12 protein-coding genes are annotated in these 14,396 nt (G+C 36.4%); 6 read left to right on the top strand and 6 right to left on the bottom strand.

The window, feature by feature from the left end; all coding sequences use genetic code 11:
• The first annotated feature begins 126 nt into the window (after window positions 1-126).
• The 5 genes from B5X55_RS15980 (at window position 127) to B5X55_RS16000 (ending at window position 4,630) form a co-directional block, all read left to right on the top strand.
• The gene (locus B5X55_RS15980) at window positions 127-1,308 is read left to right on the top strand and encodes a PQQ-dependent sugar dehydrogenase (protein ID WP_079513720.1); all 1,182 of its coding nucleotides are present in this window, start codon (window positions 127-129) and stop codon (window positions 1,306-1,308) included.
• An 81-nt stretch (window positions 1,309-1,389) separates the two neighbouring features.
• The gene (locus tag B5X55_RS15985; protein WP_079513722.1) at window positions 1,390-2,292 is read left to right on the top strand and encodes a sterol desaturase family protein; all 903 of its coding nucleotides are present in this window, start codon (window positions 1,390-1,392) and stop codon (window positions 2,290-2,292) included.
• 35 nt (window positions 2,293-2,327) lie between these two features.
• Window positions 2,328-3,593: an NAD(P)/FAD-dependent oxidoreductase gene (locus B5X55_RS15990; RefSeq protein WP_079513724.1), complete on the top strand. Its 1,266-nt coding sequence runs from the start codon at window positions 2,328-2,330 to the stop codon at window positions 3,591-3,593.
• 23 nt (window positions 3,594-3,616) lie between these two features.
• Complete coding sequence (locus tag B5X55_RS15995) at window positions 3,617-3,898, top strand: DUF1272 domain-containing protein (RefSeq protein ID WP_079513726.1); 282 nt, start codon at window positions 3,617-3,619, stop codon at window positions 3,896-3,898.
• Window positions 3,899-4,009: 111 nt separating this feature from the next.
• Window positions 4,010-4,630 carry a DUF998 domain-containing protein gene (locus tag B5X55_RS16000; protein ID WP_079513728.1) on the top strand — a complete coding sequence of 207 codons (621 nt, stop codon included), beginning with the start codon at window positions 4,010-4,012 and terminating at the stop codon, window positions 4,628-4,630.
• A gap of 45 nt (window positions 4,631-4,675) precedes the next feature.
• On the opposite strand, the gene B5X55_RS16005 is transcribed toward B5X55_RS16000, so the two are convergent.
• The 5 genes from B5X55_RS16005 to B5X55_RS16025 form a co-directional block, all read right to left on the bottom strand.
• Window positions 4,676-5,920 (bottom strand): metal-dependent hydrolase family protein, encoded by a 1,245-nt coding sequence (locus tag B5X55_RS16005; RefSeq protein ID WP_079513730.1) that lies wholly within the window; start codon window positions 5,918-5,920, stop codon window positions 4,676-4,678.
• 4 nt (window positions 5,921-5,924) lie between these two features.
• Window positions 5,925-7,301, bottom strand: a complete 1,377-nt coding sequence (locus B5X55_RS16010; RefSeq protein ID WP_079513732.1) for an amidohydrolase family protein — start codon at window positions 7,299-7,301, stop codon at window positions 5,925-5,927.
• 6 nt (window positions 7,302-7,307) lie between these two features.
• On the bottom strand, window positions 7,308-8,744 hold the full coding sequence (locus B5X55_RS16015; RefSeq protein ID WP_234999767.1) for an amidohydrolase family protein: 1,437 nt from the start codon (window positions 8,742-8,744) through the stop codon (window positions 7,308-7,310).
• A 33-nt stretch (window positions 8,745-8,777) separates the two neighbouring features.
• Entirely contained in the window at window positions 8,778-9,545 is a 768-nt protein-coding gene (locus B5X55_RS16020) for a CDP-alcohol phosphatidyltransferase family protein (RefSeq protein WP_079513734.1), read from the bottom strand.
• Between the two features lie 137 nt (window positions 9,546-9,682).
• Window positions 9,683-10,264 carry a YdeI/OmpD-associated family protein gene (locus B5X55_RS16025; protein WP_079513736.1) on the bottom strand — a complete coding sequence of 194 codons (582 nt, stop codon included), beginning with the start codon at window positions 10,262-10,264 and terminating at the stop codon, window positions 9,683-9,685.
• 125 nt (window positions 10,265-10,389) lie between these two features.
• Here B5X55_RS16025 and B5X55_RS16030 point away from each other — a divergent pair, with 125 nt between their 5' ends.
• Window positions 10,390-13,785: a ThuA domain-containing protein gene (locus tag B5X55_RS16030; protein WP_079513738.1), complete on the top strand. Its 3,396-nt coding sequence runs from the start codon at window positions 10,390-10,392 to the stop codon at window positions 13,783-13,785.
• Between the two features lie 101 nt (window positions 13,786-13,886).
• Here B5X55_RS16030 and B5X55_RS16035 read toward each other — a convergent pair whose 3' ends face one another.
• Entirely contained in the window at window positions 13,887-14,357 is a 471-nt protein-coding gene (locus tag B5X55_RS16035; protein WP_079513740.1) for a GAF domain-containing protein, read from the bottom strand.
• Between the last annotated feature and the right edge of the window lie 39 nt (window positions 14,358-14,396).

A 14,396-nucleotide genomic window follows, 5' to 3' on the forward strand; every position in this document is an offset into this window, starting at 1 on the left:
ATTAGTGAGGGGTATCTTGATGCTTTTTATATTTATGGTTGCAAATACTACTAGATGGGCAATAGTTTTATCGACCTCAAAATTTTCAACGATAAAATAATAGCTTAGGATTTAAATCAAATTACTTTGAAAACAACTAAAATTTTATGTGCAATACTTTTATCTAGCTATCTAATTGGCTGCCAAAGCAATAAAGTAAAAGTTCCTGATTCACCATATCCAATTAGCGATGACTCTTTTACAATGGATACTATTGCAACCGGATTTGTAATACCATATGGTATAGCCATATTGGAAGAAGATGAATTTTATATCACCGATAGAATAGGTAAAATGTTTCACATTCAAAATGGAAACAAAACTGAAATATCTGGTATGCCTAAGGTGGTCACTTTTGGTACACCTGGTCTCCCTGCTATCATGCATGGTGGGTTAATGGACATTAGTCTGCACCCTAATTATGCTTCCAACGGTTGGGTTTACATTTCATATTTAGGTGAAGATGGTTTAGCAAAGGTTTCTAGGCTAAAAGTACATGATAATGCAGCTACTGAATTTCAGCCAATTTTTGCTACTAGACATACTAATTATACAGGTAACGGCATGCGCATAGTTTGGGAAGATGAAACTCATTTTTTTCTAAATGTTGGAAACTCCAATTTTTCCACCAGTTCGAATCCGGTTTTAAATGCCCAAGACCTCAATGACGATGCCGGAAAAATTCATAGGTTATTAGAAGACGGGAGTATACCTGCAGATAATCCGATTTTTAAAGGTTTTACTTCACCCTCAACTATTTGGAGCTATGGTCATAGAGATGTTCAAGGGTTGGTTTTAGATACGTTGACCCATACGCTTTATGGGGTTGAACACGGACCAAAAGGAGGGGATGAATTCAACATCATTGAAAAGGGCAAGAATTACGGTTGGCCTCTTTTTTCGTATGGCATCAATTATGACGGAGCTTGGGTGTCTACAATTTCTCAAGATTCGGCAGCCACATTTACTGTTTTTCCCGAACATTATTGGACAGTTCCAACAAATGACGGGGGGCAAGCCATTGCACCGGCATGTTTGCTACAAGTTACAGGAAGTACTATCTCCGATTGGAATAATTATTTTCTTATTGGCTCCTTGGCCTATAGAAGGCTAATGAAATACAATAGTGAAACCGGCAAAACATTTGGTTTGAAGATAGAAGGTAGGGTAAGAATTATTAAACAGCTTCCTAGTGGAAATATCATTGCATTAATTGAACGCAATGACCTCAGACAATCTAATGGGTTCATTGTGAAAATTTCAGAATGAGAAATAACCTTGTCAATATAGTTAGCTAATTGTAACGAATAGATTTTGTAAATTAGGAAAGCAAAATTATTAATCCCTGAGATGCAGATACCAGAAATACCCAATTTAATTCATTACGCCATTCCTTTTTTTGCAGCGACCGTGATCCTTGAGGTCATTTTAACGGTGAAAATTAAGCTTGAAGACTATGAGTATAAAGATGCAGGCACTTCAATTCTTATGGGCTTGGGTAATGTAGCAATCGGTTTACTTACCAAAGGCATAGCATTAGGGTTGTTTTATCTACTATATAATTTTTACCATCTGTTCGAAATACCTTTTGCTTGGTGGTCTTGGTTGATATTACTTTTTGCGGAGGATTTTTGCTATTATTGGTTTCATAGAATTAGTCATGAGAGCCGGTTTTTTTGGGCAAGCCATGTAGTGCATCATTCTTCAAAAAAATACAATTTAAGTACAGCATTACGGCAAACGTGGTCTGGTGGATTTTATACGTTTATATTTTGGATTCCTTTAATCATTATAGGCTTTCATCCTGTTATGGTGTTGGTTCAAATGTCCATTAGCTTAATTTATCAATATTGGATTCACACTGAAATGATTCGTAAAATGCCAAAATGGTTTGAATTTATTTTTAATACTCCGAGTCACCATAGAGTACACCATGCTACGAATCCACAATACTTAGATAGAAATCATGCAGGTGTTTTTATCATTTGGGATAGGCTGTTTGGTACTTTCGAGCCAGAAATAGAAAAACCTGTTTATGGCTTAGTGAAAAATATAGATACCTATAATCCCCTTAAAATTGCCTTTGCAGAGTGGTATATGATGTTTAAAGATTTCTTTACAGTTAAAACTTCTATAGTAAATAGATTTAAGTATCTCATAAAACCACCAGGTTGGCGACATGATGAGGGTAGTGTGCTATCGTCTGATTTAAGAAAAGAGTGGGAGGAGAGTAACGAAGCAAATGTATCGTAAGTTACTATCTCACCTTTAAATAAACCTTGAAATCTATGTCAACAAATAATACAATTGCAATCTGTGGTGCCGGTATTGCTGGGGTAGCGACCGCTTACTTTTTATTAAAAGAAAGAAAGGATTGTAAAGTTATTTTGATTGATAAAAATCAGCCTTTATCATTTACAACAAGCAAGTCTGGTGAAAATTTCAGGGACTACTGGCCTGAAAAAAACATGCGTCAATTTGTTGGTGATAGTATTCAATTAATGAAAGAATTAAGGGCAGAATTTGGTGATGATTCTTTCGAAATGAAAAATTCTGGATATAATTTTATTAGTCATGATGCTGATAATCCCATTTTTGGTTCAGGTAATAAAGACGGTTCTGCTGACTATTTAGAAGAAATAACAAGCGCGCAGGTAATTCAGAACAATTTTCCTTACCTAGATAAAAAAATAGAGAAAGTAGTTAAAATTAAGAATGCGGGTAAAATAGATGTCTATGATTTAGGAAACTTGTTGCTTCGTGAAGCTAAGAAAATGGGACTTGTTCAAGTGGAAGGTGAAATTTTGAATATGGAGAAAAAAGATTCAAAATTTAAAGTACTATTAGATTCAAAGAAATCTATTGATGTAGATAAAGTCGTAATAGCAACTGGTCCTTTTTTAAATACGATTGCTAAAATGTTTGGGTTTCAATTTCCGATATCAAATACATTGCAAAGAAAATTTATAATTCCAGACCCTAATAATATCATTCCTAAGAACATGCCTTTTACCATTTATGCAGACACTCAATTTTTAAATTGGTCAACAGAAGAAAAAGAATTTTTCGCTTCCGATAAAAAATACAGATGGTTACTGAATAAATTTCCGGGGGGCTTGCACATAAAGCCCGAAACAGAAGGTATTAAACTAGGTTGGGCATTTCAAACGGAAAAAAGTAGTCCGACATGGGAAACACAAAATTTCGATTTTTTTCCTCAAGTAGTCTTAAAAGGCGCTAGTCGGTTTATTCCCGAGCTTTCTAGGTATGAAAATAATATTCCCACCCCTTTAATAGAATATGCTGGGTATTATACTAGAACTAACGAAAATTGGCCCTTAATTGGAAATACAGAAGTAGATGGTGTATTTGTAGTCGGTGCTCTTGCGGGTTATGGTACAATGAGCGCATGTGCAGCAGGTAAACTTTGTGCTAACTATATTTTAGGTGAGAATGAACTACCGACGTATGCAACGTATTTTCATCCATCGAGATATGAAAATGAGGCAATACGAAAAGAGATGAGTTTATTGGATAGTGATGGTCAATTATAGGGTTTGAAAAATATTTTAGAGAAATGTTAGAAATACGACAGCATTGCGAAAATTGCGACCGGGCTTTACCGAATGATAGTTTAGAAGCTATGATTTGTACGTACGAATGTACATTTTGTGCAGAATGTGTTGAAAACATTCTTCAAAACGTTTGTCCGAATTGTGGTGGTGGATTTGAAAAAAGGCCTAGTAGACCAAAAAACGAGCTAATTAAAAACCCACCAAGAAAAGACAAGGTAATTAAGCTGGTTTCATTTAATAAGTTTTTAGAAGCCAATAATAATATAGAACCTAATAAAAGGTAAAACCGCTCAATCAGAATTCAATTTAGATGCAATTTCTTTTTGAAAATGTAGTATTGTAACATTTCAATTGCTCAATCGTCAGAAAGACATAAAACCAACCAATCTATTAAAATGAGCAATAAGTTAATAGCCTATATTGGCATTCTAGGCGTAAGTTTATTTGCAATTGCTGCCATTGTTGGACCGTTATTAATCGATGATTATAGTGTTATTAGTCAGTATATAAGTGAATCATTTGCCTCTAATACTGAATATGGATGGTATTTACAATACTTCGGATATGTGCCAAGTGGAATACTTATTGCTGCTTTTTGCATCACTGCTCCCAAATATCTCCCTGAATCAAAACTGATAATAGCCGGATTTTTAGGTCTTGTGATATTCTATGGTATAGGTACTGTCACAGTAGGACTTTTTCCGTGTGATGCTGGATGCCCAACTAACATTATAGATTCAAGTGCCGCACAACTAATTCATAATGCAGCAGCTTCATTGACCTATATTTTTCTGCCTATTTGTATTCTTGGTATCGGTCTAGGATTGAAAAAATTCGAAGCGTTTAAACGATTATCTCAAATTTCAATGGCTACGGGAATTATAAGTGCCATTTTCATTTTTGTATTGTTCTCTAATCCAGAATCGGGCTATAGAGGTTTACTTCAGCGGGTAATCGAAACTTCTTTTATTACTTTCATTATTTCAAGTGCACTAAAAATCAGGAATAGCAATTAAATTGATGCATACGTTCAAGATTTTTAATCAACCGTCAACGATTAACTACTCCTTATAAATCAAACCATCTTTCATTACAAAAGAAACATTTTTTACAGTAGTGATATCTTTAGCAGGATTTCCTTTAATGGCTATGATATCGGCTAAGAAGCCTATTTTTAACTCCCCTAGTTGATTTAAATGAAACATGTTAGCGTTATCAGATGTGGCTGATTTTAATACAGCTAAAGGCTTCATTCCGTAATCGACCATTAGTTCCATTTCGCGGTAGTTCTCGCCATGTGGAAACACCCCAACATCACCACCAAAGACAATTTGTACACCAGACTCTAAGGCCATTTTAAATGATTTGCGTTTCTGTTGAATTCGTTCAGGTTCTGGATCGGTAGCTTTGTTCCAACCTCGGTATTGTGTAATAGCATCACCAGCGGCAAGGGTAGGGCATAAGCCTATTCCTTTTTCTTTCATCATCTTAAAAATTTCTAGCGTACCACCGTCACCATGTTCAATGGTTTCAACACCACCTTGTATAGCTCTTTTCATGCCTTCTGGTGTACCGGCATGTGCAACCACATATTTTCCTGCACTTTTTGCCGTGGCGACCATAGCATCAATTTCTTCCTGTAAAAAAGTAGGTTGAGAATCTGCACCGGGTGTCCAACGGTAATCGGCATAAATTTTTATTAAGTCAGCTCCGTTACCCATTTGTCTACGCACAGTTTCAATACATTGGTCAACTCCGCTAGCAGCTTCTGCACCCAAGGGTACGGTTACGCCATCATGAAAACCTTTTGGTCCGTATGCACCTGTTGCAACAATAGCTGGTCCGGCGACCAAAAGACGTGGCCCAATTATGATACCATCATCAATGGTCTTTTTTAAATATACATCGGTGTACCCTGCACCCTCTGCACCTAAATCTCGCATGGTCGTTACTCCCGCCATAAGTGAATTTTTAACGTGATTCGTTCCTCTTATAGCACGTTCAACGGGTGATTCTTTGAGCACTTGGTCATTCCAATCCGTTTCATTGTAAGGATGTAAAAGTACATGTGAATGTCCTTCAATGATGCCAGGCATTAGGGTAGTGCCGGCTAAATCAATTTCAGTTGTATTCTTTGGTTTTTTTAATCCATTGAGATTTCCAGCGTAAGTAATCAAGTTTCCCTCTACCAGAACGACCCAATTATCATGCATTTCTATACCATCAAATATACGGTCTGGTTTCAATAATGTTTGGGAATAAAGATTTCCGAAGGTAAAAAGTAATACATAGAACCAAATTTTCATTCGCTTAGTTTTGTGCTGCGTGTTCCGCAATGCTGTTTAATTTTTCTTCAATGGCTTGTTTTGATAGCCATTTGCCTTTTACAACCACACCTTCAATTTGTTGAAGTGCAGCTAGGTTTTCTAAAGGATTGCTATCAAGGATAATCAAATCGGCCGAGAGACCTTCTTTCACTTGCCCGAATTCATCCAAAGCACCAAAGTACTTTGCAGGATTTATAGTTCCGGACTGAATAATTTCTAAACTAGTAAGACCTGCATTTTGCATTCCTTTAACCTCATGCTGAATCGAAAATCCAGGTACATTAAAAAGTTGTGGTGCATCTGACCCAAGCAATATTCCGTGGCCATTATCCTGTAATTTTTTAATAAGTTGTTTACGAATGTCGTCAAATTGTTGCCATTGGGTTTCGCTGAAACTTTCATCTTGCATGGAAGTTTCTTTGGTAGTCTTCCATTTCTCTAATGTAGATTTTGGCATATACTTCATTTCTGGTTGATTCAGTAATTCATCGGCGGTTATTGGAGCGAACCATCTTTCAAAAAGGCTTTGTGTGGGTACGATCCAAACCTTATGTTTTTTTGCAAGAGCAACTAGTTCATCAATATTAGTAGTGTCTGCCAGAGGGGTAAAGGCATATCCAAAGAAGCCATTTTCATCGGCTTTTACATTAGCTGATGTGGGCACTAGACCTTCAAGGAAACCGTCTACATGATCGATGGAGGCATAATTGCTCTCAAGGGCGTGACGAACACCTACATCGACAGGCACGTGGCCAGCAAAGGTTATACCAACTTTGTTCGCTGTTTCAACAGCCTGATCAAAAACATCTCTTTGTATACCTGGGTGTATTTTAAGAAAGTCATACCCGTCTTTTTGATATTGGGTTACTTTCTCAACTGCTTCTTCTTTAGTTTTTACGGAATTACCATTTAATGATGGACTGGAAACATAAATTCTTGGGCTTAACAATGTTCCTTCATGAGCTTGCTTTCTTAAATCGAGATGCAATGGGTCTCCCAACATACCTCGTATTGTCGTAACACCATTTGAAAGGTATAGAAAAAGGGTTTCTTCAATTCGCTCTTGGGAGGTAGTGGGCGGCGGAATATGGGCGTGCATTTCTGCCAAACCCGGCATAAGATATTTTGCTGTGCCATCTATCAGCGTATCAAAGTTATTAGTATTAAGTTTATCAATGGTGATACCTTTAATCCTTCCAGAATCGATGATTACGTTTCGGTTTTCTAATAGTTTACCTGTTTCTACATCTATTATGGTAATGTTAGAAATAAGCATATCCTGTTTTTCATGAATAACCTTTGATTCTTTGCAGGAGGTAAAAAATAGTAGTGTTAGAAAAAGATAGGATAGTGTTCTCATGACTATTTATTTTATGTGATTAGCGATTGGTTTCAATAAGTTTTCAAGTGATGTTTCGGTATAGATAACACCATTTGTTAGCACCATGAATATATTTTTGGTTTGCTTAATATCTTCTAATGGATTGCTGTTAAGTAATACGATATCGGCTATTTTACCTTTGGATATTGTACCGTAATCATCGCTCTTTTTTAAAAACTTAGCTCCATTGTAAGCAGAAGCTCGTAGGGCATCTAAAGGCGAAATGCCGATAGCAACCATAGCTTCTAATTCTTTATGTAAAGAAATACCAGGGTATGTATAGCTGTTATACGCACCACTATCTGAACCCGCCAAGAGTGAAACTCCGTTATTATTTAATTTAAATGCGAGCTGCCCAAAAAATTGGTCTAAAGCCTTACGGTCGGTTACTTGCTTTTTTGATGCATTTTTCACGCGGTCAATTCTACCTTGATATGTTTTTTGAATACCAGGAGACATAAATTGTAAATAGGTGTCTTTTGAATGGTCTACTTCATCTAAATAGCTTAATACACCACCAATATGTAACGTAGGTACAACAAAGACATTATTCTGTTTTAGCTTCGTGAAGGTCTCCATTGCAGTAGAATCAGAATAAGAGGATTGTAACAAGGGCATAGCATCCCAGAAGCCTATTTCCTTTTTAATTAACTGTTCAGTTATTTCTTTTTCATTAGAAGAACAGCCCTTCATAACATAGTATAAATGCTCAATGGCGTTTATACCTGCATCAATGGTAGCATCAAGCTCAACCGTAAATGGCATATGCCCAGAAGTAATAAGGTTTCTCTTCTCTGCTTCTTGAATGGTCTTCAGGTAATTGTCTCCAGAAATTTGGCTATCATACAGTTTTACAAAATCTACAGGTATAGCTTGTAAGGAATCTAATGCTTTATTGATGTCTTCATCATTTTCAACTTCTAATGACCCAGCCCAAGTGGCCCCAGGGCCATCTATTTTAGGTCCAGAGGTGAAGATCGAAGGACCTGTTAATTTTTTATCTGCAATTGCTGTTTTCCATTCCATTACAGATGATGTTAAATCACCACCTGCATCGCGAACTGATGTAATACCGTTTGCTATGTAAAGATTTAGAAAATTTTTGTTCGCTTCTATTAAAGAATCACCACCTCTAAAATGCACATGATTATCCCAAAAACCTGGTAATGCATATTTACCTGAACCATCGATTGTTTGGTTTGCTTTTGCTTTTGAATTTTCAAAAGCTGCTTCTATACGAGCAAAATGACCATCTTTTAAGTAAATATTCGATGCATCTATTTGTCCAGTTTCTAAATTAATGATGTTTACGTTCTTAATAGCGACATCATATACAGCATCGGGTTCTGATGTACAGGAAAACATAGTCGCAAAGCAAAACATGCTTAGACTGAGTTGTTTGATTTTAATTGAGCTTGGCATGTTAGATTGGTTAAGGTAGAAAGGTAAAAATAATTATGTATTCATTAATTGTCTTATCAAGATAAATACAAAAATTAGTAGACTATACCCTATAAAAAAAGGAATTATATAGGCTTTAAAGCCTAAGACTAAAAAGAGTCCGATTAGCAGTAATTGAAAGCCTAGACCAAATGTTGAGACTGCGGTCATAAGCCAATTGGGTAAATATTTACCCTTTATGGCATTCTTATCTAGACCATAAATAATACGATCATATGGGCCATAGCAAAATGAATAGAAGCGGTACAGTATGTCGACGGTTTGTTGATTTTCACCTCTTAGGGCTGTGGGAGTTTTATTCTCAAATACTCTACTTGTGGTATCGCCATTATGTCTATTTCTTAAAATTACATAGTAATAATTGTAGAGTGTACCTTGTAATTCTAGTCCAACAAAAGCTAGCAATGCTAAGAAAAAATCGCTATTGGTGATATACCAAATAGAAAGTATGAAAAGCAGATTAAGTATGAAATCTGAAATAGAGTCAAAGTAACGACCAGTATGTGATGGTGTATTCTTTAATCGCGCCAATTCACCATCTGCAGCATCGAGAACCGATTTTAGAACAAGAAAAAATAAAGCAGACCAATAAAAGTTGTTTAGTATAAAAGCAATTGCCAAAAGTCCGCAGACCGTAAAGGCTATTGTAACATGTATTGGTGTATAAATTGTTGTTTTTAAACGGTTAGCAATTAAGAAGGCAAAGGGCCTACCGTAATCAGATAAGTCCAGGAACTGATGTTCCTTAGGTAATTTAGACATTTAATAGACATCTTCGGGAAAACCAATAACGGAAACACGTTGGCTTGGTACACCACAAAAGCGAATGTAAAAATAAGGCTTAATTAACAATTAAGTAAATACGGGTAGAGTGGGGTTTAAGCAATTTATTTTCTATTTTATCGACCGCCTCCATTTCTGTATTTTTCATTTTCTGTGCATAACCCAATGATTTCGACAATTCGTTTTAGTCTGGTTTCCTCTCTTTTAGCTTGGTTAAGCCAGTATAGATAACTCTTACATTGACCTCGGGTAAAATTAGAATAGTTCTCGAATGCTTTGGGGTTCTTATTAAATGCTGCTTGTAAATCTTCGGGTATAACTCCATTTTCAACATTATCTAGTGAAGTCCATGAGCCATTTTCCTTGGCGATTTTAATTGATGCTAATCCGGTAGCATGCATAAGTCCTTCGGTCTTCAATTTTTTTATATGATTTTTATTAACCTTACTCCAAACACTTTTGGGTTTTCGCGGACAAAAATATTGGCGTCTCTTGCCATCTCCTAAACTTTTAACCGTACTGTCAATCCATCCATAACAAAGGGCAACACGCACAGCTTCTTCCCATCGCATACTATCATTTTCGTGTGCTACAGTGTAGAAAATGAGATAGATACCATTATAGTTAGAATGATTATTATGTAACCATTCTTTAAAATCTATGTCATTTCTGAAATATAACTCTGGTAATTTTGTCATAATTCATTATTTGTAGATAAATTTTTCATAAAAATACAATGTTTCATAGGTAATCTATTGGTTTATAAAGATTCGAACACTATTTTTATCAATTCTTAAATCAACTAATCAACAACATTTTACGTATGAAGAAAATTTTAATGGTGCTGCTTTTGGGCTTTGCACTTACTATTGTCTCATGTGGTGGCAATAAACGTGATGGGGAACCAAAGGTTTTGGTCTTTTCAAAAACCATGGGTTTTAAACACGCTTCCATTCCTACAGGAATAGCGGCTATTCAAAAATTAGGTCAAGAAAACGGTTTTGCCGTAGATACGACCAAGAATGCAGAACTATTTACTGATGAAAATCTTAAACAGTATTCTGCTATTATCTTTATGAGTACAACTGGTAATGTACTTGACCAATTTCAAGAGGCCGCGTTTGAGCGTTATATTCAAGCCGGTGGAGGTTATGTTGGGGTACATGCCGCAGCAGACACTGAGTACGATTGGGGATGGTATAATGATTTGGCTGGTGCACAGTTTTTAAGTCATCCAAGTGGTACGCCTACTGCTGATTTTATCATTAAGGATAAAAATTTCATAGCGACTAAATTTTTTACAGATAGTGTTTGGAATAGAACAGATGAGTTGTATAACTACAAAAACATCAATCCAGATATAAATGTATTAATGACATTAGATGAATCTTCTTATGAAGGAGGACAGAACGGTGATTTTCATCCGATAGCATGGTACCATGATTTTGATGGTGGTCGTGCATTTTATACAGGTGGCGGTCATACAGATGAAAGTTTTTCTGAAGATTTATTTGTAAAACATCTTTTAGGAGGAATTCAATATGCCATTGGTGATAATTTGAATTTAGATTATGCTAAGGTAAAGTCACAAATTCCACCAGATGCGGATCGTTTTGCAAAAGTTGTTTTGAGCGAGGGTCAGTTTTTTGAGCCTACAGAAATGGCAGTTTTACCTAATGGCGACGTATTAGTTGCACAACGTAGGGGTGAAGTGGTGTTATTTAATAATGAAACTCAAGAATTAACAGAGGTTGCAAAACTAGACGTGTATTGTAAAACATTGGAGACTCCTGGAGTTAATGCAGAAGAAGGCCTTATGGGCTTACAGAAAGACCCAGATTATGCTAATAATCATTGGATTTACTTGTATTATGCACCAACCGGTGATAAATGGATAAACCGTCTTTCACGTTTCAAATACATGGATGGTAATTTCGATTTAGTTTCTGAACAGGTGATTTTAGAAATTGATTCTCAAAGAGAAATATGCTGTCATACAGGTGGTTCAATTGCTTTTGGTCCTGATAACTTACTTTACCTATCGACCGGAGACAACTCTACTCCATTTAATGAGAAGGGCGAGAAATATGTAAACAACGGTTTTGCTCCTTTAAATGATACACCAGGTCACGAGCAATTTGATGCAAGACGTTCATCGGGAAACACGAATGATCTTCGTGGTAAAATTTTAAGAATAAAAGTAAAGGAAGATGGTACGTATGATATTCCAGAAGGCAACTTGTTCGCAGTAGGTACTGAAAAAACAAGACCTGAAATATATACTATGGGTCATAGAAATCCGTATAGAATATCCGTAGACATGAAAAGAGGATATGTTTATTGGGGTGATGTTGGGCCAGATGCTAGAGCAGATAGTTTAAGTACCAGAGGACCAAGAGGATATGATGAAATGAACCAAGCACGTAAGGCAGGTAACTTCGGCTGGCCTTTATTTATTGGTAATAACTATGCTTATAATGAGTATAATTATGAAACAGGTGAAAGCGGACCGGCATTTGACCCTGAAAAACCGATGAATACTTCTAGAAACAATACTGGTTTAACAGAATTGCCACCTGCAATCCCAGCATATGTTTATTATCCTTATGTAGAATCAGGTGAGTTTCCTCAAACTGAAACAGGAGGTAGAAATGCAATGGCAGGTCCAACCTATTATTCAGATTTATACCAAGGTGATGAGAAGCTACCAAGTTATTATGACGGTAAAGTTATCATCTATGATTGGATGCGAGGTTGGATGTTCGCAGTGCACTTAGCTGAAGATGGTAGTTTCAGTAAAATGGAGCCTTTTGCACCTAATGTAAAGTTGAATAACTTAATAGATATGGAAGTAGGTCCGAATGGTAAAATCTATCTTCTAGAGTACGGAAGTGGTTGGTTCTCTCAAAATGCAAATTCTGCTTTAGGATATATCGAATTTAACGGCGGTAATAGACCACCGGTAATTGATAATCTAATTGTAGAGCACACATCTGGTAAACTACCATTAGCGGTAACGGCAAGCACAGAAGCTGTTGACCGTGAAGGTGATGCTGTTAAATACATGTGGGATTTTGGTAATGGTGAAACCAAAGAAACAACAGAACCTAATGTAAGCTATACGTATACTGATGCTGGTTCCTACAAATTGAATGTAACTGCTTCTGATGATAAAGGTGCTTCAGCTACTAGTGAAAGTACAAGTATTGTAGCAGGTAATTCTAGACCAGAAGTTGCTATCTCTTTAGGGGGTGACATACCGTCATTTTATTTGGCAGGACAAAAAATCGATTACGATGTATCGGTTACAGATCCTGACGGTGCTACCATAGACCCAAAAAATATCTTCGTAAGTGTTGATTATTTGGAAGGAATGGATAAGGTAGCCATGAGCTTAGGTCACCAACAAGTTTCTGCTGCGGTTACAGGTAAAGCATTGACCCAGTCAATGGATTGTAAGACGTGTCATAAAGAAGCAGAAGCATCTATTGGTCCGAATTACAAAGATGTAGCGAATAAGTATAAAGAACGTCGTGATGCAGCTACTTACATACAAGGTAAGATTGTTACAGGTGGTAGTGGTGTTTGGGGCGAGGTTACTATGCCTGCGCATCCGAAGATTTCATCAGATGAATCTAGACAGATTGCATTATATATTCTTTCATTATCTGGTGATCAAAAGAAAGAGGAATCTTTGCCAGCTAACGGTACAATTACGGCAGCGCCATCAACGCCAGGTCATATGCTTGTTATAACAGCAAGTTATACCGATGAAGGTGCAGAAGGTACAATTCCACTTACAGGATCTAAATCTATTGCAATACCAAGTAGTACAGTTAAATTTTCTGATACAATGAAAGTTGATGGTATGCAAGCAATGAGTTTTGGTGGTATGGATTTATTATTAATAAACAAATCTTCAGGATGGTTCGTTTTGGAGAATGTTTCTTTAAAAGGAGTTAAGTCGGTATCGCTAACTTCGGGATGGCAAGCACCACCTACAATGTTCTTTGATTTTGAAATTCATGAGAATTCTGCTAATGGACCTTTAATTGGTAAAGGACAACTTCCGGCACAAGCAGGAGGTTCTCAAGGAACAATGTTTACAATTCCAATTACTGAAACGGTTACTGGTGAAGGTCCTTACTATATCACTTTTAAAGGTGAAGAAGGTAAAGAGCTTTCTCAGTTAGCCTTAACCGGTGCTGTTTTTAAATAACATTTTAGTTTTATAATTGAATTAAAAAGCCCGCTATTGAGCGGGCTTTTTTTATTGGTATGTTCAATCTTTCTATTGCTTACTATGTATGATTAATAAGACTACCTGTTCAATTTTTGACTTATCGACTCGCCGATTTTCATCAATAAGTTAGTTTCTGCTTCTGTGAAATCATAAGGTACAGGCTTTGCTATACCAATGGTTCCATATAATTTTTCATTGTACATCAATGGAGCGGCCAATGAACCTTCAACTTTGGTGTCTTTTGCCGAAGGTCTCGCTACACCAGAATCATCTGTTTGTAGATTACACATTTCTACAGGTTTTCTACGTTCCGCTGCAATGCCCGCCATTCCTTTTCCAATAGGAATAGTAGATAATTTTGGAATTAAAAATTCAGGAATACCTTGTTGAGCTTGCAGTTGTAATAGTGAGTCGTTATCTAAAAAGTGTAATGTTCCTGTAGAACAATTGAAATGCTCTAAGGTTAGTTTTAATAGATTTTCCCAGTTAGGGGCATCTTTCAATAATTCAACTTTTACCGTTTTTGGTATTTCAATTGTGCTGTTCATTTTATATTATTTCTATAATACCGATTAACTAAGAAGGTA

Origin of the sequence: Maribacter arcticus, from assembly GCF_900167935.1 — a bacterium.
GTDB lineage: Bacteria > Bacteroidota > Bacteroidia > Flavobacteriales > Flavobacteriaceae > Maribacter > Maribacter arcticus.